Consider the following 18,508-nt stretch of genomic DNA (forward strand, 5'->3'; position numbering starts at 1 on the left):
GCGCCTCGACAGTGTCAGGCGCCCGACATTCAACCGCTTCCGGCGACCGGGATCCGCGATCCCGGTCGCCGGAAGAGAGGCTCCTAAGCCCTGGCTCGCCCATTGGCGCCCGAGAACACCGCGTCCAGCTCCGTGGCCAGCCGTTCGATCCGATAGGGCTTGATCAGCACCCGCCGCCCCTCGTTGGCGGCCGCAGCCGCCGCGGCGCTGTAGCCCGTGGTCAGGATCACCGGCAAATCAGGCCGCAGCCGCGCGATGTCGCGCGCCAGGTCCAGCCCGCCGATGTCTCCCGGCATGACCATGTCGCTGAACACCAGGTCGAAGGCGACGTCCTGGCGCAGGATTTCCAGCGCCGAGAGGGCGTCGCCGGCCCGCACCACGTCGTAGCCCAGTTCGCGCAGCATCTCCTCGACCAGCTGGGCGACGCTGTCGTCGTCCTCGACCATCAGGATGCGCCGCTCCTCCGAGCTCCTCCTGCGCGGCGCGACGGGCGCGGTCTCCTGGGCCATGGCCTTGGTCGAGCGCGGGATGCGCATCCAGACCGTCGTACCCTCGCCCAGGACGCTCTCGATCCCCGCCTCGCCGTCCGACGAGCGCGCGAAACCATAGACCTGCGAAAGCCCAAGGCCAGTGCCCTTGCCGACCGGCTTGGTGGTGAAGAACGGCTCGAACAGGCGGCTCAGCACCTCGGGCTCCACGCCGACCCCGGTGTCGCGGATCGACAGTCGCACCATGTCGCCCCGGCCGTCGGGCCTGCCGGATGGCTCGTTGCGTCCCTCTATGATGATCGCGCCGCCCTCGGGCATGGCGTCACGGGCGTTGATGGCGATGTTCAGCACGGCCACCTCAAGCTGCGACGCGTCGACCTCGACCCGCCACAGGTCCGGGGCCAGCCGGATCTCGACCGTCACGTCCTCGCGCAGGGAGCGGTCCAGCAAGGTGTGCATGCCGCTCAGCCGCTTTTCGATATCGACAACCTCGGGCTTCAGTGGCGCGCGGCGCGAGAAGGCCAGGAGCTGCTGGGTCAGGCTGGCGCCGCGGTCTATGGCTTGGCGGATACCCGCGCGCAGCCGCTCGCGCCGGGTCGGATCGGTGGTCCGCTCCAGTAGGTCCATGCCGCTGGAGGCCACCATCAGCAGGTTATTGAAGTCATGGGCCACGCCACCGGTCAGTTGCCCCATGGCCTCCATCTTCTGCGACTGGCGCAGGGCCTCCTCGGCCTTCTCGCGTTCGCGGGTCTCGCGCCTCAGGCGGCGATAGGCCTCCGCCTCGCGGGCGTTGGCCGCGCCCAGCACGCCGATCAACAGGGCGGCCATGACGATGAGCAGCGCGAAACCCGCATAGCGCATGGCGCGGCGGCCGGGTGATTCCAGCACCGTGCGCAGATACACCGAGCCCAACACCGTCTCACCCTCGGTGACCCGCGAGGTCAGGATCAGCCGCGCGCCATCGTTGCGCGGCGGCCCCAGGACATTGCGCGCCGGCGGCGGCGGCTCCCCGGCCCTCACGTAGCTGGCGGCCAATTGCCCCTGCATGTCGTAGGCGGCGACCGCCTCGACATCGGGGTTGGAGCTCTGGGCCCCGACATATTCTCGCGCCGCGGAACGATCGTCGAAGGCGAGCGGCGCGGCCATGCTGCCGGCCAGGATTCGCAATTGCACCTCGGCTTGGCGGAAGCGCTCCTGCTGACCCAGATGCTCGTTATAGGCGGCCAGGGCGAACGCGGCCGCGACGATGGCGATCGCCAAACCGATCGCCATGGAGACGGTCAGGGCGGGGCGCCAAGACAGGCGACCGGTTGATGACGTCATCGGCCGGTCTCCCTGGGCTGCGCCGCCAGCGCCAACAGCTTGGAGCTGACAGTCAGGCCCGCGGCCTGGGCTGCGTCCGCGCGGATCGCGAAGCGGATGCGGCTATCGACCGTGACGAACTGGACCATCGCGCCCGGCGCGTCGAGCCCCTCGTCGGCGACCGTGAGCATCGGCTGCCCCGCGATCATGGCCAACATCTCCCGCGGTGTCTGGGTGTGAGCGGCGGCCAGGAACAACATGTGGCAGGGCGGGCTCTTGGCCACGGCGGGCATGCGCACGACGACGATCGGATGTTCGTCGACCCGCGCGCCGCGTACGGCGTGATCGACCATCTCGCCGAACGGGTCTCGGCCGGCGACGCACAGGCGAAACGGGCTGGAAGGCTTATCGAAGGCGAAGGCTGGCCACCCGACGAAAGCGGTGAGCTTGTAGAGATAGGCGGCCTTGACGGCGTAGGTCGGATGGCGGGCTTCGGGCTGAGCTACAGAGGGAGGTTCGCTGGCCTGGGCGACGCCGGTCATGGCGCACAGCACGCACAGCGCCGCGATGACGCGCAACGACGAAGCGCGCCATCCAGGGGTTTGCCCCGGGGCGCTCGGCGGGAAGCCCAAGACCATACGCCAGTCCCCCTTAGCGATCGTAACGCGAAGCACGACCGTTTCGATCCCATCCCCGTGACATTTTGGAGGCAGGGCCTGGAGAAGGGGAAGAGCATATCGGCGCGGCGGCGCGAACAAGCAAAAAGCCCGAGGCGAACCCCGGGCTTTTCAAAGGCTTGCGATGGTACCACCTCTCGGGCTCGAACCGAGGACCTCTAGATCCACAATCTAGCGCTCTAACCAACTGAGCTAAGGCGGCGTATCGCGAGGCGCTGTCTTTAGTCGGATCGGCCCCCAGGATCAAGCGCCGAACCGGACGATTTTCACATGAAAACGCCCCTCCAACAAGAAAACGCCCCGGAGTCGAAACTCCGGGGCGCTTCTTTGTCGTTTGCTTGCGTCCAGCCCCTATTGCGGGACTTGGAACACCAGCGGGACGGTCACCTGGCCACCGTCGACGGGCGCGCCGTCGAGGGTCTTCGGCTTCATCCGGAACAGGCGCGACAGCTTGATAGCCGCATCGCCAAAGCCCATGTCGGCGGGCGATTCCGAGACGATCGAACAGCCTTCCAGCGTACCGCGAGCCGTCACGGTGCACGAGATCGTCGCACGACCGCTGACTTCCATCCGTTGAGCACGGTCCGGGTAGTACCGGGCCATGTCATCGCCGGAGGGCTTGCGGGCCCAGTCCGGACGCGTGATGACCGACGCGCGAGCCGGCGGAGCCGTCGGCACCGGCGGGACCGCCGAGATCACCGGCGGAGCCGTGGTCTCGACCCGCTTTTCAACGGGCGGGATCGGCAGCGGCGGCGGCGGCGTCACATCCGGAGGCGGAGCCACCGGGGGACGCGGCTGGACCACTGCCGGAGGCGGCGGCGGCTCGTTAGTCGGCGGCGGCGGCGGAGGAGGCGGCGGAGGCGGCGGCGGAGGCGGAGGCAACTCCACATCCACGGCTTCGTCCGAGTACTCCTGGAACACCGCTTCGAACTTCTGCTTCGCCAGATAGGCGAAGAGCAATCCGTGCAGACCGCAGACCACGATCAGGGCGACGCCGAATGGCCCCATGCCCTTCTTGCGACGCGGGCCGTCCGAGGTGAGCGGATCGTAGTGGCGATGCTCGGGCGTATTTTGTTCAGCCATGCAGCACCCCTACCCTAGCTATCATCCCGGCCAACGAGAGCCACGCTGTAGAAGCCGTTATCCTGGAGGGTGTTCATCACCTCCATGAAAGCCCCGTAGCGAACCTTTTCGTCGGCCCGGATGAAGATGCGCTCCTTGGACGGATCACGTCGGCCAATGTTCTTGGCGATGTCCTGTCCCATCTCGTCCACGGTGGTCGGGAAATCCCCAATGAAGATCTGCCCGGACTGTTTGATCGAGATGTAAACCGGCTTCGGCGGGTTTGGAGATGCTTTCGCCACCGCCGGCGGCAGGTTCACTTCGACCGACACGGAGGCCAGCGGAGCGGCCACCATGAAGATGATCAGAAGCACCAGCATAACGTCCACGAAGGGCGTAACGTTGATGTCGCTGTTCTGTTCGACGTTGAACCTGTCGCCCCCACCGCCTGAAAGTTTGGCGGCCATGGGTGTTACGCCCCCTTGTCGAGCTGACGCGAGATGGCGTTCATCAGTTCAGCAACGAAACCTTCCGAGCGGGTGCCGTAACCCGAGATGCGGGTCTGGAAGTAGTTGTAGAAGATAACGGCCGGGATAGCGGCGAACAGACCGATACCGGTGGCGAGCAGCGCTTCAGCGATACCCGGCGCCACGACGGCGAGGTTGGTCGTGTTGGTGTTCGCGATGCCGATGAACGACGTCATGATGCCGTACACCGTACCGAACAGACCGATGAACGGACCAGCCGAACCGACCGAGGCCAGGAACACCATGCCGCCCGACAGGCGCTTGGCCAGCGAGGCTTGCACCGCGTTGATGGCGTAGGTGGCGCGAGCCAGCGTCGAGTCACGGTGTTCGCCAGCGACGGCCAGACCAGCTTGACGCGACAGCTCAACTTCCTGCGAAGCGGCGGCGGCCATGTCGGCCATCGGGTTGCCTTCGAATTCTTCCGACGAGCTGATGCGCGCGATGTCGGCGATCGAGCGAGCGCCGCGGAAGGCTTCCAGGAACTTGTCCGATTGCTTGTTCAGGCCAGCGAACTCGAAAATCTTGGTGAGCAGCAGCACCCACGAGAAGACCGAGGCCAGCAGCAGGCCGATCATGACGACCTTAACGACGGCGCCAGCGGCGAGGAACATGCCGACGGGCGTCAGCGAGTGGCCGCCCTTCTTTTCGCCTTCAGCTTCGGCGGTGTCAGCCGGCGGAGCTTCCGGAGCCGGGGTCGCGGCCGGAGCGGCGGCGGCGTCGGCGGGAGCGGCTTGCGTGGAGGAGGCGGCGGCGGGAGCCGAGGCGTCCTGGGCAAAAGCCGGGGCGCTCGCCATCAGCGCCATGGCGCCGACGAGAGCGATGAGGGGGGTCTTCCGTTTAATGTCGAGCATCTGTCGCCAGTTCCTGATTGGTCTAGCACGTTTGGACCGAGGGTCGTCGCGCGAGAGCGTCTCCACCCTAACTCTGAATAGCCCACCTGGCGGTCGATTGCTCTTCCAACCTGGCGGACCCGCTTCGCTGCGCTCGACCCGTTACGCCCCTCGCGAGGACCAAGGCCTCCAGAAGGATCGTTTCGAAGCGCGGGCAACCGACGCCCCGTTGGGGCTCCGGTCTTACCGCAATGTTAGAATTGCGGCTGTGGTCCTTTGGCAACCCCTTTTCGCACCGTCAAGGGGATCATTTGGGCACAAATGCATCGTCGACGGCCGCCCCCCCCCGGCCTCACCGCAGCGCACAAAAGGGTTTTCCGGAAAAAGGGGCGGTTTTTCCCTAGCAACGAGAAAAACCATGCTGCATCGCAGCATAGCAATAAAACGCCGGTCGATGAAGAAAGGCGCCTGCCCTCTCAGCAGGTGGTGCGCCCCGGCGGTGGGTCAACCGCCATCATGACAGGAAAACGACAACGCGACCGGCCTGGTTCCAGGGCGGTCCGAGAAGGAATCCGGCTTACAAAGAAAGTGGTGCCTGGGACCGGAATCGAACCAGTGACACGCGGATTTTCAATCCGCTGCTCTACCAACTGAGCTACCCAGGCATCTAGCGTTCGGCGGTCGAAACCGCCTCGGCGACCTCGCTCTGCAGCGAGGAGCCGGGTCTATAAGTGAGGCCGGATGGGATGTCCAGCGCCCTTTTTCATTCTCTGTGGATGTCTTCGGACAGAGGATTTTCGTCGTCGCCCTCGCCGCCCGGGACGACATAGCGGTCGCTCAGCCAGCGCTGCAGGTCGACGTCCGCGCAACGCTTGGAACAGAAGGGACGGAAAGCCGGATCGACCGGCTTGCCGCAGGTGGGGCACCCCGTGCTCATGTGACGGACACCTCAAGACGGTCGACCGGCCAGTCCGATCGGGATTCGATGACGAAACGACGACCCAGGCGCTCGGCGACGCCGGCGTCCAGCTCGCGCGTGAAAGCCTCTGCCACGACGGGCGCGCAACGGCCCGTTAGACGGCCGCCGGGGTCCGCCCTGCCCTCGCGCTCCAGCGCTCGCGCCAGGCGTCGGGCGACATGGCGGGGATTCGCCGCCCCGCTCGGCGTCAGCAGGCGGTCGAGAATCGGCGGCGCGCGGCGCGGGATGATCATCTCCAGCGTGCCGAACTTGCTGATCGCCCCGATTCCCACACCAGGGTTATCCGGGGAGAAGGCGTTGCGGGCGGCCGTCGTCAGGGCCTGACCATCATGTCCTCGGCCGACGAGGTCGAAGACGACGATGCCGCCCAGCCCTTTCAGCCGCAACACGCGGGCCCCGACGCCGAGCGCGGCCATGTTGGCCTGGCGGGCGGCGCGCTTCGAATCGCCGGCCTCGCGGCCGCCCAGATCGACGTCGATCGCCGTCAGGGCCCGCGTCGGCTCCACGGCGATGTCGCCCCCGCCCGGCAGGGCGAAAACCACCGCCAAAGCGTCGGCCTCGGCCTCCTCGACGGCCAGGAGCGCCTTGTCGCCGGTCGTGGGCGACCCAGCCTTCACGGCCTGGCGCAGGCGTTCCTCGACCGACGACGCGGCCTCCAGCACGCGCGGCTCGCCCTCCCCTTCGGCGACAAAGCGGGCCACAGCGGCCTTGTCGGCGCGCGAGGCGGTCTTGATCTCGATCTCGACCAATCCGCCCTCGACAAGCCTGGGCATGTCGGGCCGCAGCGGCAGGATCACGTCCTGGCCGCCCGGCAGGGCCACAAAGGCCGCGTTGAAGGCTTTCTCGATCGACTTGATACGGGCCACCCCCCGCACGCCCTCGGCGTCCAGCGGATCGTCGGTAGGCCAGGCCACAAACAGGCGCTCGGGGCGGCCATCCAGGGTCACAACGCCGACCGTCTCGCCGACGCCCTTGTGAAGATAGGCTCTGCGCTCGCTCACGTCGGCTCGCCCTTGGCGTGATACCCCAGGCCTTCCAGCAGGTTCAGGGTCTCGTATAGCGGCAGACCCACGACGCTGGGATAGGAGCCTTGCAGGTCGGTGATGAAGCCGCCGGCCATGCCCTGGACGCCATAGCCGCCCGCCTTGCCCTTCCACTGGCCGCCTTCGACATAGGCGTCGCGCTCGGCGTCGGTCAGGCGCTTGAAGCCGACCTTGGTCTCGACCAGGCGCGAGCCCATGCGGCCGTCGGGCGCGATCAGGGCCACCCCGGTCAACACCTTGTGGTTCCGACCGGACAGCAGTTTCAGGCAATAGAGGACGTCGGCCTCGGTCTCGGCCTTGGGCAGGATGCGGCGGCCGACGGCCACCACCGTATCGGCGGCCAGGACGAAGTCGCCAGGCGCGCGCGCGGCGACGGCGCGCGCCTTCTCTTGCGCCAGACGCAGGGCGTGGCGGCGCGGGGTCTCGTCGCGCAGCGGACTTTCGTCGATGTCGGCGGGATCGACCCGGTCGGGCGTAACGCCGACCTGGGCCAGCAGGTCGAGGCGCCGCGGGCTCGCGCTGGCCAGGACCAGCGATGGCCGGGCGGCCATCTCGGGAGCCACGGGCGTCCTACTTGAAGCGGTAGGTGATACGGCCCTTGGTCAGGTCGTAGGGGGTCATCTCGACCAGGACCTTGTCGCCGGCCAGCACGCGGATGCGGTTCTTGCGCATCTTGCCGGCGGTGTGGGCGATGATCTCGTGCGCGTTCTCAAGCGTCACCCGGAAGGTGGCGTTCGGCAGCAGTTCGCTGACCGTACCGGGAAACTCGAGCAGTTCTTCCTTAGCCATCAGGCCTCTCAAATGGAGCGAATCAAATAGCCACGAGGGCGCGCTGACGAGCGAGTCAGCACGCGACCTTTCGCGGCGAGGCGCCTCTATAACGCATTCACCCCCCAAACGTCGATGGCGCCCCGAAACGTCGTTTAATTTGCTCGGCCAGGCTGTCCCGAACCAGGCGATAGGCCTCCAGCCGGGCCTCGCGCGAACCGTCCGTCAACGTCGGATCATGGGTGGGCCAATATTCGATCTCGACCGCGCGATCGCGCGACAGCTCGACGGCCCGGTGCTGGGCTTCCGGCGTCAGGGAAACGACGACGTCGAAGCTGTCGTCCTCCAGCTCGGCGAAGGTCTTGGGCTTGTGGCGCGAGACGTCCAGGCCCAGTTCGTCCATCACCACCACGACGAAGGGGTCGATCCCCTCCCCGGCCGGATCCGACTTGAGCCCGCAGGAGTCGACGAACGCCCTGGTCCCGTAGAAGCGTTTGAACAGCCCCTCGGCCATCGGCGAGCGCACGCGGTTGTAGTTGCAGGTGAAGAGGACGGCGTCCGGGAGCTCCGCCACCCTAACCCCGCCAGTGCAGCGCGCAGATTAAGGTGAACAGGCGTCGGGCTGTGTCGAGGTCGGTCTTGACCTTGCCCTCCAGGCGTTCGCGCAGCAGGTTCGAGCCCTCGTTGTGGAGGCCGCGCCGGCCCATGTCCAAGGCCTCGATCTGCTGCGGCGTCGAACTGCGGATCGCCGAATAGTAGCTGTCGCAGATCATGAAGTAGTCCTTGATCACCCCCCGGAAGGGCGACAGGGACAGCAGGTGGCGCTTGGCGTAGTCGGGCCCGACGATGTCGAAGGCCAGGCGGTTCTCGACCAGCGACAGCTTGATGTCGTAGGGGCCGCCGGACGCCTCGGCCGGTTCGAAATAGTTGCCGTCCAGAAGGTCGAAGATCGCGACCTGGCGTTCCTGTTCCTGGTCGCGCGAGGCGGCCGCGAGGCTGTCCTCGTCGATCTCGATCGACTTGATCCTGTGGCTGGCGGAGTCGGCGGTGCTCATCTATCGCGGACGTTCGCGCGTCAGTCGCCCGAAGGCAACCGTATGGACGCCGACAAGGCGTGGGCCGGCAATCCCTCGGCCTTGGCCAGCGCGACGGTGTGCGGCCCCAGGACGCCGAACGAGGCCGCGTCGCACTTCACGATCGAGGTGCGCTTGATGAAGTCGTAGATCGACAGGCCCGACTGGAAGCGCGCCGCGCGACTGGTCGGCAGCACGTGGTTGGAGCCGGCCACATAGTCGCCGATGGCTTCCGGCGTCAGGCGGCCCAGGAAGATCGCGCCGGCGTGGCGCACACGGTCGGCCAGGCGCTCCGGGTTCTCCATCGCGAACTCGACGTGCTCGGGCGCGATGGCGTCGACCAGAGCGGGGCTCTCGTCCAGCGGGGCGATGATCACCGCGCCGTGGTCGCGCCACGAGGCGGCGGCGTCCTCGCCGGTGGCCAGGGTCTTGAGGCGTTCGATCACGGCGGCCTCGACGGCGCCGGCGAAGCCCGGATCGTCGGTGATCAGGATCGACTGGGCGGCCGGATCGTGCTCGGCCTGGCTCAGCAGGTCCGCGGCGATCCAGTCGGGGTTGTTCTGGTTGTCCGCCACCACGACGATCTCGGACGGGCCCGCCAGGGCGTCGATCCCGACCACACCGTACAGACGACGCTTGGCGGCGGTGACATAGGCGTTGCCGGGACCGACGATCTTGTCGACCGGCTGGATGGGACCCGCGCCGTAGGCGAGCGCGGCGACAGCCTGGGCTCCGCCCACTCGCCAGATCTCGGTGACGCCGGCCTCCTTGGCGGCGGCCAGCACCGCCGGCTGCAGCTTGCCGGGCGGGGTGACCATGGCGATGCGGTCGACGCCGGCCACCTGGGCGGGCACGGCGTTCATCAGCACGGTCGAGGGATAGGCCGCGCGGCCGCCGGGGACATAGACGCCCACGGCCTCCAGCGCCGTCCAGCGCCAGCCCAGCTCGACGCCGGCCTCGTCGGTCCAGGCCTGGTCGGCCGGACGCTGGCGGCTGTGATAGGCGCGGATACGGGCGGCGGCGAAGGCGATGGCCTCGCGCACGTCGGCGGGAGTGTCGGCCGCGCCCTGCTCGATCTCTTCAGGAGTCACGCGGATCGTCTCGGCGGTCAGCTCGACCTTGTCGAACCGGCGGCCGTAGTCGAGCAGCGCCTCGAGCCCACGGGACTTCACCGCCTCCAGCACCTCGGCGGCGGCGGCGTCGACATCAGCCGGCGAGCCGCGGCGTTCGTCGAGAAAGGCCTTGAAGGCGGCGGCGAAACCGGGGTCGGTAAAGGAGAAACGGCGCATGGGGTCTAAATGCGGCTTTTGTGGCGGTAGGCAAGGCCTTTCGACGCCCTCCTCCCCGTCGATGAGGAAAGGAAAGCGATCGCGATTAAACCGCCCTGCCCCGCATCATCAGTCCGTAGATCAGGGCCGCGATCGCCAGGCCCACGAACCAGGCGTAGGTGTAGAGCCCGGTCCAGAACCCGCCCACGCCGCCAAACAGGTGCGGCGCGGCGGCCGCGAGGAACCCCGGCAGGTTCGGCAGCACGCCCAGCACCAGGGCGATGATCGCCGCCGGGTTCCAGCCACCTCGGTAGGCATAGGCGCCGTCGCGGACATAGAGGTCATCCACCGCCAACTGAGCCTTCCGCACGATCCAGTAGTCGACGATCAGGATTCCGGCGATCGGCCCCAGAAGCGCGCCATAGCCGACCAGCCATGTGAAAATGTAGCCCTGGGTGGTCTCCAAGAGCTTCCAAGGCATGATCAGCACGCCGATGCCGGCCGTGATCCAGCCGCCGGTGCGATAGCTGATCTTGCTGGGCCACAGGGCCGAGAAGTCATAGGCCGGTCCGACAAGATTGGCGGCGATGTTGCAGCAGACGGTGTCCAGGCTGATGATCAACAGGCCCACGACCACGGCGATCCCGCCGATGTCGCCCGCCAGCTGCACCGGGTCCCACACCGCCTTGCCGAACACGAGGACGGTGGCCGAGGTCGTCACCACGCTGACCAGGGCCAGCAGGCCCATCGGCGCGGGCAGACCCAGCGCCTGACCGATGATCTGGTCGGACTGGGTCCGGGCGAAGCGGGTGAAGTCGGGGATGTTCAGGGCCAGAGTGGCCCAGAAGCCGACCATGGCCGTCAGGGCCGGGGCGAAGACGCTCAAGAACTGGCCGGCCTTGGCCCCGCCTTCGACGAAGGCCGAGGGCTGGTGGAAGATCGGGCCTAGGCCGCCGGCCTTGCTGACCGCCCACCAGACCATCAAGCCGCAGATCAGCACCTTGATCGGCGCGGTCCAGGTCTCCAGCTTGCGCACCGCAGTCAGGCCCTTGGTGACGAACAGCAGCTGGACGGCCCAGAAGGCGAAGAAGGCCAGAAGTTGGCCCAGGCCGATGCCTAAGAGCGGCAGCGGCGCGCCTTCCAGCTTCTTGCCGACGATGACGCCCAACAGGGTCAGCAGCGCCCCGCCCCCGATCCAGGTCTGGATGCCGTACCAGCCGCAGGCGACGATGGCCCGCGCCACGGCCGGGATCCGCGCGCCCTTCCAGCCGAACGACGCCCGCGCCAAAACCGCGTAGGGCACGCCCCAGCGCGCGCCGGCATGGCCGATCAGCAGCATGGGGATCAGTACGACGAGGTTGCCCAGCAGCACGGTCAGCACCGCCTGCCCCGCCGACATGCCCTGCTCGATCAGACCCGAGGCCAGCATGTAGGCCGGCACGCAGATGACCATGCCCAGCCACAGCGCCGCGAAGTGCCGCCAGCGCCAGGTGCGTTGAGCCTGGCTGGTCGGCGCCAGGTCTTCGTTCCACAGGTCGCTATCGGGCGTGCTCATGCGGCGAAGCTTAGGCGCGCTTGCTGGCCCGAGGCAATCGAAGGAACGGCGTTCTTCAGATCAGCCCAGCGCCGCGTAGGCCAGGGTCGCCAGACCGCCCAGGAACACCACGCACAGCGCCACCAGGGTCGCGCGGCCCCAGTCGAGGCAGGGACCGCCGTGGCGCAGCACCGGCGGTTCGGGTTTGGTGATGTCGCACGCACGGAAGAAAACCGACTGGGTTTCCCCAGTCGAATAGACTGTCCTTCTGGCCATCGCGGCCTCCCTGACGAACCGCGCCTCTGACGGGCGCGTGACGTTAACCTAGCATCGCTCGCCCGCCAGGCGAATTGGCCGGCCGATCACTACGGCGTGGGACGAATCCCAGGCGCGCGCCCTGCCCGCCAAAAGACCAGAAAAAAGGCGCCGCTCAGGGATTGAGCAGGCGCCTGATTCAGGAGCTCTGGTCGCTGTTATCTAGTCCGCATGACCCGGCGTCCGAGGCGTGACCCAGGGATCGGAGACGTCGGCCAGGGCCACGTCCAGGCAGTCCACCGAGACCCGCATGTCACCGCCGCCCGCGAAGGTCAGGGTGACGATGCCCGCCGGAGCTTCCTCGCCCGGCGTGAAGCCGATGGACAGCAGCTCGACCACCGCCCCCTTGGCGTCGCGACGCAGGTTGCGCCCCTGCACGCCGGTGACGTCACCGAACTGGAGAGCCGAACGCACGCGCTCGCCCTGCTTGGCCTTGGCCGCCTCCCAGCGGAAGCGGTTGCAGGCGATGGTCAGGGTGCGCCCCTGGGCGTCCCAGCGGATGTCGCCGATCTTGGCCACCGCGTCCTGCAGGGCGGCCGACAGCACGCCGAGATCGTCGGCGTCGTGGGCCAGCAGGCGCAGCGGCTTTGCGGTTTCGGTCATCCTCAGAGCTCCGGCTCGCCGTCGCCCTTGATGCGACGGACCTGGGCCCCGCAGGCGCCCAACTTCTCTTCCAGGCGCTCGAAGCCGCGATCCAGGTGATAGATGCGGCTGACCGTGGTCTCGCCGCGCGCGACCAGGCCGGCGATCACCAGACTGACCGAGGCGCGCAGGTCGGTGGCCATCACTTCGGCGCCTTCCAGTTGCTCGACGCCGCGCACGCGGGCCTCGCCGCCCGAGACCGAGATATCGGCGCCCAGGCGCATCAGCTCGGGAGCGTGCATGAAGCGGTTCTCGAAGATGGTCTCGCGGATGCGGCTCTCGCCGTTCGCGGTCGTCATCAGGGCCATGAACTGCGCCTGCAGGTCGGTGGCGAAACCCGGGAACGGCGCGGTCTCGATGTCGACGGCGTTCAGGCGCTGGCCGTTGCGGCGGATGATGCAGCCGTCATTGGTGTGCTCGACGCCGGCGCCAGCCTCTTCCAGCTTGACGAGCAGGCTGTCGATCAGGCCGGGACGGGCGTTAGTCAGGCGCACTTCGCCCCCGGCCATGGCCGCGGCGACGGCGTAGGTGCCCATCTCGATGCGGTCGGGGATCACGGCGTGGGTCGCGCCCTTCAGGCGGGCGACACCGGTGATGGTGATGGTCGGCGTGCCCGCGCCTTCGACCTTGGCGCCCATGGCGTTGAGGCACTCCTGCAGGTCGACCAGCTCCGGCTCGCAGGCGGCGTTGCGGATTACGGTCGTCCCGTCGGCCAGCACGGCGGCCAGCATGGCGTGCTCGGTGGCGCCCACCGAGACCATCGGGAAGACGATCTCCGCGCCCTTCAGGCCACGCGGGGCCTGGGCGTAGACATAGCCCTCATGCAGGTCGATCTTGGCGCCCAGCGCCTCCAGCGCCTGCAGGTGCAGGTCCACGGGACGCGCGCCGATGGTGCAGCCGCCCGGCAGCGAAACCTTGGCCTGGCCCGAGCGGGCGACGAGCGGGCCCAGCACGTTGAACGAAGCGCGCATCTGGCGCACCAGGTCATAGGGCGCGAAGCCGCTGGTGATCTCGGCCGCGTGCAGCACGGTTTCCTGGCCGTCGGCGCCGTCGCGCTCGGTAACCTCGACGCCCAGGCGCGCCAGCAGCTTGCCCAGGAAACGCGTATCCGCCAGGCGCGGCATGTTCGTCAGGCGCAGCGGCTCGTCGGTGAGCAGGCTGGCCGCCATCAGCTTGATGGCCGAGTTCTTGGCGCCGCTGACCGGGATCGATCCGTTCAGCCGCGCGCCGCCGGTGATGGCGATGCGATCCATTCAGGTCCCTCGAACGCGCGGGGGTGGGGGTCGCCGCGCGGTTCAACATGTGAGGGGCGGGTTCTATCCGTTGCAAGGGGGCTTGCAAGGGCTACGCCTCTAAATTGGAGCCGAAAGATCGTAGGGACGCTCGTCGTCCGGCCAGCGCAGGTCATGGGTCGTGCTGGCGAGGTCGAGGGCCACCTGGGCCAGCTCGATCGCCTGGCGCGTCGCCGCCAGTGCATCGCGCCCGAAGGCGGCCTTGCCGACTTCGGTGTCGAACTGTCCGCCGTCGCCCGTCAGCCGCACCGCGACCGCCCAGCCCGGACCGTCGGGATTCGGAAACGGCGCGGAGAGCTCGATCGCCAGCTCGATCCGCTCATCGCCGCGATGAGTTATCCCCAGCAGTTTGCGAACGACGTTATAGGGCCTCGGCGCGGCCTCAGCCGCCGTGATCGCGGGGTCGGATTCGTCCAAACGCCCGCGGGCGGCGGCTTTCCGCTTGCGGAGGTTCGTACGGAGCGCCTCGGCCAGCTTGGCCTCGCGGGTGGATTTGTCGTCGCTGATCGCCATGCGCCGGGGGTGCGGCGACAAAGATCTTCGGTCAAGACGATTTTGGGCTTGGCGTTCGCGATTCACCTCGCTATACGCCCCTCCTCTTCGCCGCGGTAGCTCAGTGGTAGAGCGCATCCTTGGTAAGGCTGAGGTCCAGGGTTCGAGTCCCTGTCGTGGCACCATGGGGATCCAAGCATAGCTTGGATCCCCACCATTCCCTGAAAATCCAAACCGTTTGAAGCCGACGCGTAAAGCGCATGACGGCTGGACGAAGTTCGGCGCCCGGCATGCCCTAACGACGCAGGGCGCCGCGCACGGCCAGAGCGGTCAGGCGCTGTCGGAGGCCTCGCGGTCGATCAAGGCCAAGGCGCGTCAACGCCGCTTCATCGCCAGTCTTGGCTCGCAGGCCTTCCAGAACCAAGCCGAGCAGCGCCTTCGGCTCGGCCTGCGCCGCCTTCAGCCTTCCGAGTGTCGGCAACAGGCTCTCTTCCAGCGGATCGAAGTCCGAGCCGAACGGCAGCAACGGGGCCAGACCCGCGGCCTTGGCCGGCGCCAGCGCCTCGGCGATGCGCTCGGGGGTGTTGTCGCGAACCTCGGCCGGCAGGGCGTAGCCGCGCTCCAGCTTGCCGGCGGCCTTGGCCTGCTCCAGCAGCGCCGGCTGGAAGCGGCTGTCAGCCACCCTTAGCAGGGCCACGATCACGTCACGGTCGGTGCGGCCGCGCAGGTCGGCGACGCCGTACTCGGTGATGACGATGTCGCGCAGGTGGCGCGGAATGGTGCCGTGGCCGTAGGACCACAGCACGTTCGAACTGGCCTTCTTCCCCGCTCCGCGCACGGCGTCCAAGGTGATCACCGACCGCGCGTTCTCCAGCGCGAAGGCCTGGGCCACGAAGTTGTACTGTCCGCCCACGCCGCTGACCACGCGGCCGTCCTCCAGGCCATCGGAGACCACCGCGCCCAGCAGGGTGACCATCATGGCGGTGTTGATGAAGCGCGCGTCGACGCGAGCGACACGCTTGACCGCCTCGTCGCCGTAGAGTTCGTTGATGCCGGAGATCGCCTGCATCTGGAACTTGGCGCGGTCCTCCGCGGGCATCTTGCGCAGGGCCTCGTAGAAGGCGCGCGGACCCAGGAAGAAGCCGCCGTGCAGCACCGCCCCGTCGACCTCGCGCTTGAGCACGCCGGCCTTCCAGAGGTCGAGCAGGCAGTCGACGAACATTTCGGTCGCCGCGTAGAGCCCCTTCTGGAACGGCTCGGCATGTCTGGGCGCCCCCACGGCGGGCGACAGGCGGTTCAGGGTGTCGAGGAAGCCAGCCGGGTCGCGATGGCGGACGATCAGGCCTTGCGTCACCGCATCGCTGATCGAGCCGATGCCCATCTGGATCGTGCCGCCGTCCGGGACAAGGCCGGCCGCTTGGAAGCCGATCGCGTAGTGGGCGTCCGAGATCGGCTCCTTGGGCGGGGCGAACAGCGGAAACTGGACGGACGGCCCCTCCAGCAGATGGCTGAACGCCGAAGCCGGCAGATCGCCGTCGCCCGGCATGAACGGCAGCTCGTCATTGACCTGACCGACCAGCAGGAAGTCGGCCTTGCCGGCCTGGCGAGCGGCCAGCAGGTCCAGGGTAATGTCAGTGTTGCAGGAAAGGCTGTAGCGGTCGCCTTCTCTGGCCACCAGTTGTGCCACGACATTGACGCCGCGATCCAGCAGGTAGCCGGCCGCGTGGGTGTAGTTGGCCGAGATGTAGCTGCGCTGAGCGCTCTCGACGGAGAGGCGCGTGCCGGCCTGGAAGAAGAACTCGTCGACCTGGATGTTGTCCGGCAGGGCGTCGCGGCGCTGGACGTCGGCATAGGCCAGGGCCGGATAGCCGCCCAGGGCGCGCGCGATCACCGGCCCGAGAAAGGCGGCCTCCAGCTCCGACTTGGGGCGGGGCGGCTCCAGGGTCAGGGCGGTAAAGATGTGCAGGTGCAGCGACCGATCGGCCATGGCCCGCGCGAACAGGGCGTTGGCGACATGGTTGGCCTTGCCCAGGCCCAGTGGCAGACCCAGAACGATGCGGCGGCCGACCTTGGCGATGATTGCGTCTGCCAGGACTTCGGAGTCGGTGAAGCGGTCCGTCATGCCTCCAGCTTGGACCAGCCTTCCGCCGGCCGGAAGCGTTCGCCGTACTTACGGGCCAGATCCTCCAGCCTGGCCTTCACCTCGGCGACGCCGCGCTGGCGCGCGTAACGCAGCGGACCGCCTCGGAACGGCGCGAAGCCGGCCCCGAAGATCATCGCCGCGTCGATGACGTCCGGATGCTCCGAGACGCCGTCGCCCAGCAAGGCCGCGCAGGTGTTGACGAGCGGCAGGACCAGCCGGTCGGCCATGTCCGGGTCGGGCTCGGCCGCATTGGGGGCCTTGTTGGGATGGCCGCCCCTCCAGACGTAGAGGCCTTCGCCAGTCTTCTTTCCCAACTGCCTGTGCTCGACCTTGTCGCGTAGCCATTGCGGGGCGTCGGGCATGTCCCACTTGAGTTCGCGCTTGAGCATGTCGGCCACGGCCAGGCAGATGTCCAAGCCGACCTGGTCGGCCAGCTCGATCGGCCCCATCGGCATGCCGAACCGCTCGGCGGCCTTGTCGATGGTCTCCTTGGCGACGCCCTCGTCCAGCATGGCCATGGCCTCGACCAGATACGGCGTCAGGGCCCGGTTGACGATAAAGCCCGGCGCGCTTCGGGCCGGCGCCGGCAGGCGCTCGATGGCCCCGACGAAGGCGCGGGCGGCCTTTTCAACCTCGGGATCCAGGCCGTCGTGGCGCACCACCTCGACCAGCTGCATCCGCGAGACCGGATTGAAGAAGTGCAGGCCGACCAGCCGCTCGGGTCGGCGCAGACCTTCGCGCAGGGTCTCCAGGGGGATCGACGAGGTGTTGGTCGCCAGGATCGCGCCCGGCTTCATCAGCGGCTCGATCCTGGCGTAGAGACCCCGCTTCAAATCCACCTTCTCCGGCGCGGCCTCGATGACCAGATCGGCCGACCGCGCGCCCTCGCCCCTCAGGTCCGGGACAAGGCGGTCCAACGCGTCGCGAACCTTCAGAGCATCGTCGTGGCTGATCTTGCCATACAGCTCGGCGGCGCGCTTGATCGCCCCGCCGATCGGCTCGGCTTTCACGTCGGTCAGGGTGACGGTCAGGCCGCTCCAGGCGCACCAGGCGGCGATGTCGCCGCCCATGGCGCCCGCCCCGATCACGTGGACACGGCGAATGTCATCGCCCTCCCCCGCCAGCCCCTTCAGCGTCTCGCGCAAGAAGAAGACGCGGATCAGGTTCTGGGCCGTCTCAGACACCATCAGCCGCGCGAAGGACCCAATCTCCGCCGCTTTCATCGCCTCGAAGTCGCCGCCATGGCGCTCCCACAGGTCGATCAGCGCGCCGGGCGCCGGATAGTGCTCGGGCGGGGCCGGCTTCCTGGCCTCGTCGCGCATGCGTCCGGCGGCCAGGCGGCGGGCCGGGGCGCTGTCCTTGATCCGGTCGATCAGACTTTGGCCCTCGCCACGCAGGTCGCCGCGAATGGCCGCGTTCACGGCGGCGCGGACGTGGCGCTCGGGCAGGACGGCGTCGACCAGGCCCAGGTCCTTGGCCTTCTTCGCCGCGATCGTCTTGCCGGTCAGCATGAAGCTCATGGCCTGCAGCGGATCGATCAGCCGCGTGAACCGCGCCGTGCCGCCCAGGCCCGGATGCAGGCCGAGCTGGATCTCCGGAAAGCCGAACCTGGCGCCATGGATGGCGATGCGGACCTTGCAGGCCAGCGCCACCTCCAGTCCGCCGCCCAGGGCGTAGCCATGGACCACCGCGATGGTCTGGTAGGGCTGGCTCTCCAGGCGGTCGACGATGGCGTGAGCGCGGGCCATGCGCTGCTCAATCTCACCGACGTCGTTCGCGCCGCGGAACTGGCCGACATCGGCGCCAGCGATAAAGCCCGACGGCTTGGCCGAACGGATCACCAGGGCGACCGGCCGGTCGGCCTGCATCAGGTCCAGGATCTGATCCAGTTCGCCAAGCACCGCGTCGTCCAGGGTGTTGGCGCTGGCGTCGGCCTTGTCGAGCACCGCCCAGGCGACGCCGTCCGGACCTCGGGTCAGCCGCCAGTGCGCCAGGCCATAGTCGTTCATCGGCGGCGGCCCCAGGTCGAGGTCGCGCGGCTTCAGCAGGGTCAGGGCGCGGTCTTGCATGGCC

The 18,508-nt window shown here is 68.1% G+C and carries 19 protein-coding genes and 3 tRNA genes; 1 reads left to right on the top strand and 21 read right to left on the bottom strand.

Annotated features, from left to right (window positions below; genetic code table 11):
• Positions 1 to 83: 83 nt before the first annotated feature.
• From EIK80_RS20215 to EIK80_RS20305, 19 genes are all read right to left on the bottom strand, one after another.
• The gene (locus EIK80_RS20215) at positions 84 to 1,811 is read right to left on the bottom strand and encodes an ATP-binding protein (RefSeq protein ID WP_125158814.1); all 1,728 of its coding nucleotides are present in this window, start codon (positions 1,809 to 1,811) and stop codon (positions 84 to 86) included.
• Positions 1,808 to 2,368, bottom strand: a complete 561-nt coding sequence (locus EIK80_RS20220) for a YfiR family protein (RefSeq protein ID WP_233586895.1) — start codon at positions 2,366 to 2,368, stop codon at positions 1,808 to 1,810. Before EIK80_RS20220 ends, EIK80_RS20215 begins: the two co-directional genes overlap by 4 nt.
• 224 nt (positions 2,369 to 2,592) lie before the next feature.
• Positions 2,593 to 2,669, bottom strand: a tRNA-His gene (locus tag EIK80_RS20225).
• Between the two features lie 149 nt (positions 2,670 to 2,818).
• Entirely contained in the window at positions 2,819 to 3,550 is a 732-nt protein-coding gene (locus EIK80_RS20230; protein ID WP_125158816.1) for an energy transducer TonB, read from the bottom strand.
• Between the two features lie 14 nt (positions 3,551 to 3,564).
• Positions 3,565 to 3,996, bottom strand: coding sequence for a biopolymer transporter ExbD (locus EIK80_RS20235; protein ID WP_125158817.1), 432 nt, complete (start codon positions 3,994 to 3,996; stop codon positions 3,565 to 3,567).
• Positions 3,997 to 4,001: 5 nt separating this feature from the next.
• Entirely contained in the window at positions 4,002 to 4,907 is a 906-nt protein-coding gene (locus EIK80_RS20240; RefSeq protein WP_125158818.1) for a MotA/TolQ/ExbB proton channel family protein, read from the bottom strand.
• 568 nt (positions 4,908 to 5,475) lie between these two features.
• Positions 5,476 to 5,551: transfer RNA gene (locus EIK80_RS20245), tRNA-Phe, on the bottom strand.
• A 98-nt stretch (positions 5,552 to 5,649) separates the two neighbouring features.
• Positions 5,650 to 5,823: a DNA gyrase inhibitor YacG gene (locus tag EIK80_RS20250; RefSeq protein WP_125158819.1), complete on the bottom strand. Its 174-nt coding sequence runs from the start codon at positions 5,821 to 5,823 to the stop codon at positions 5,650 to 5,652.
• On the bottom strand, positions 5,820 to 6,866 hold the full coding sequence (locus EIK80_RS20255; RefSeq protein WP_125158820.1) for a ribonuclease E/G: 1,047 nt from the start codon (positions 6,864 to 6,866) through the stop codon (positions 5,820 to 5,822). Before EIK80_RS20255 ends, EIK80_RS20250 begins: the two co-directional genes overlap by 4 nt.
• Positions 6,863 to 7,459 carry a Maf family nucleotide pyrophosphatase gene (locus tag EIK80_RS20260; RefSeq protein WP_125158861.1) on the bottom strand — a complete coding sequence of 199 codons (597 nt, stop codon included), beginning with the start codon at positions 7,457 to 7,459 and terminating at the stop codon, positions 6,863 to 6,865. The genes EIK80_RS20255 and EIK80_RS20260 overlap by 4 nt, the downstream gene beginning before the upstream one ends.
• Before the next feature lie 19 nt (positions 7,460 to 7,478).
• The gene (gene infA / locus EIK80_RS20265; RefSeq protein WP_035044427.1) at positions 7,479 to 7,697 is read right to left on the bottom strand and encodes a translation initiation factor IF-1; all 219 of its coding nucleotides are present in this window, start codon (positions 7,695 to 7,697) and stop codon (positions 7,479 to 7,481) included.
• Positions 7,698 to 7,794: 97 nt separating this feature from the next.
• Positions 7,795 to 8,250 (bottom strand): low molecular weight phosphatase family protein, encoded by a 456-nt coding sequence (locus EIK80_RS20270; RefSeq protein ID WP_125158821.1) that lies wholly within the window; start codon positions 8,248 to 8,250, stop codon positions 7,795 to 7,797.
• Position 8,251: 1 nt separating this feature from the next.
• Positions 8,252 to 8,731, bottom strand: a complete 480-nt coding sequence (locus EIK80_RS20275) for a UPF0262 family protein (protein ID WP_125158822.1) — start codon at positions 8,729 to 8,731, stop codon at positions 8,252 to 8,254.
• Between the two features lie 20 nt (positions 8,732 to 8,751).
• Positions 8,752 to 10,038 carry a histidinol dehydrogenase gene (gene hisD, locus EIK80_RS20280; protein WP_125158823.1) on the bottom strand — a complete coding sequence of 429 codons (1,287 nt, stop codon included), beginning with the start codon at positions 10,036 to 10,038 and terminating at the stop codon, positions 8,752 to 8,754.
• Between the two features lie 85 nt (positions 10,039 to 10,123).
• Positions 10,124 to 11,572 (bottom strand): NCS1 family nucleobase:cation symporter-1, encoded by a 1,449-nt coding sequence (locus EIK80_RS20285; RefSeq protein ID WP_125158824.1) that lies wholly within the window; start codon positions 11,570 to 11,572, stop codon positions 10,124 to 10,126.
• 60 nt (positions 11,573 to 11,632) lie between these two features.
• Positions 11,633 to 11,827: a hypothetical protein gene (locus EIK80_RS20290; RefSeq protein WP_125158825.1), complete on the bottom strand. Its 195-nt coding sequence runs from the start codon at positions 11,825 to 11,827 to the stop codon at positions 11,633 to 11,635.
• A gap of 201 nt (positions 11,828 to 12,028) precedes the next feature.
• Positions 12,029 to 12,469, bottom strand: a complete 441-nt coding sequence (locus EIK80_RS20295; RefSeq protein ID WP_125158826.1) for a DUF2948 family protein — start codon at positions 12,467 to 12,469, stop codon at positions 12,029 to 12,031.
• A 2-nt stretch (positions 12,470 to 12,471) separates the two neighbouring features.
• Positions 12,472 to 13,761: a UDP-N-acetylglucosamine 1-carboxyvinyltransferase gene (murA, locus tag EIK80_RS20300; protein WP_125158827.1), complete on the bottom strand. Its 1,290-nt coding sequence runs from the start codon at positions 13,759 to 13,761 to the stop codon at positions 12,472 to 12,474.
• A 99-nt stretch (positions 13,762 to 13,860) separates the two neighbouring features.
• A complete protein-coding gene (locus tag EIK80_RS20305) occupies positions 13,861 to 14,313 on the bottom strand; it encodes a hypothetical protein (RefSeq protein WP_125158828.1) in 453 nt (150 codons plus the stop codon).
• Positions 14,314 to 14,402: 89 nt separating this feature from the next.
• On the opposite strand from EIK80_RS20305, the gene EIK80_RS20310 reads away from it, so the two are divergent.
• Positions 14,403 to 14,477 (top strand) — tRNA-Thr (locus EIK80_RS20310).
• Positions 14,478 to 14,587: 110 nt separating this feature from the next.
• Here EIK80_RS20310 and EIK80_RS20315 read toward each other — a convergent pair.
• Positions 14,588 to 16,414 (bottom strand): acetyl-CoA hydrolase/transferase C-terminal domain-containing protein, encoded by a 1,827-nt coding sequence (locus tag EIK80_RS20315; protein WP_125158829.1) that lies wholly within the window; start codon positions 16,412 to 16,414, stop codon positions 14,588 to 14,590.
• Positions 16,411 to 18,504: a 3-hydroxyacyl-CoA dehydrogenase NAD-binding domain-containing protein gene (locus EIK80_RS20320; protein WP_125158830.1), complete on the bottom strand. Its 2,094-nt coding sequence runs from the start codon at positions 18,502 to 18,504 to the stop codon at positions 16,411 to 16,413. Before EIK80_RS20320 ends, EIK80_RS20315 begins: the two co-directional genes overlap by 4 nt.
• Positions 18,505 to 18,508: the final 4 nt, after the last annotated feature.

This window comes from Caulobacter sp. 602-1, assembly GCF_003931565.1.
GTDB lineage: Bacteria > Pseudomonadota > Alphaproteobacteria > Caulobacterales > Caulobacteraceae > Caulobacter.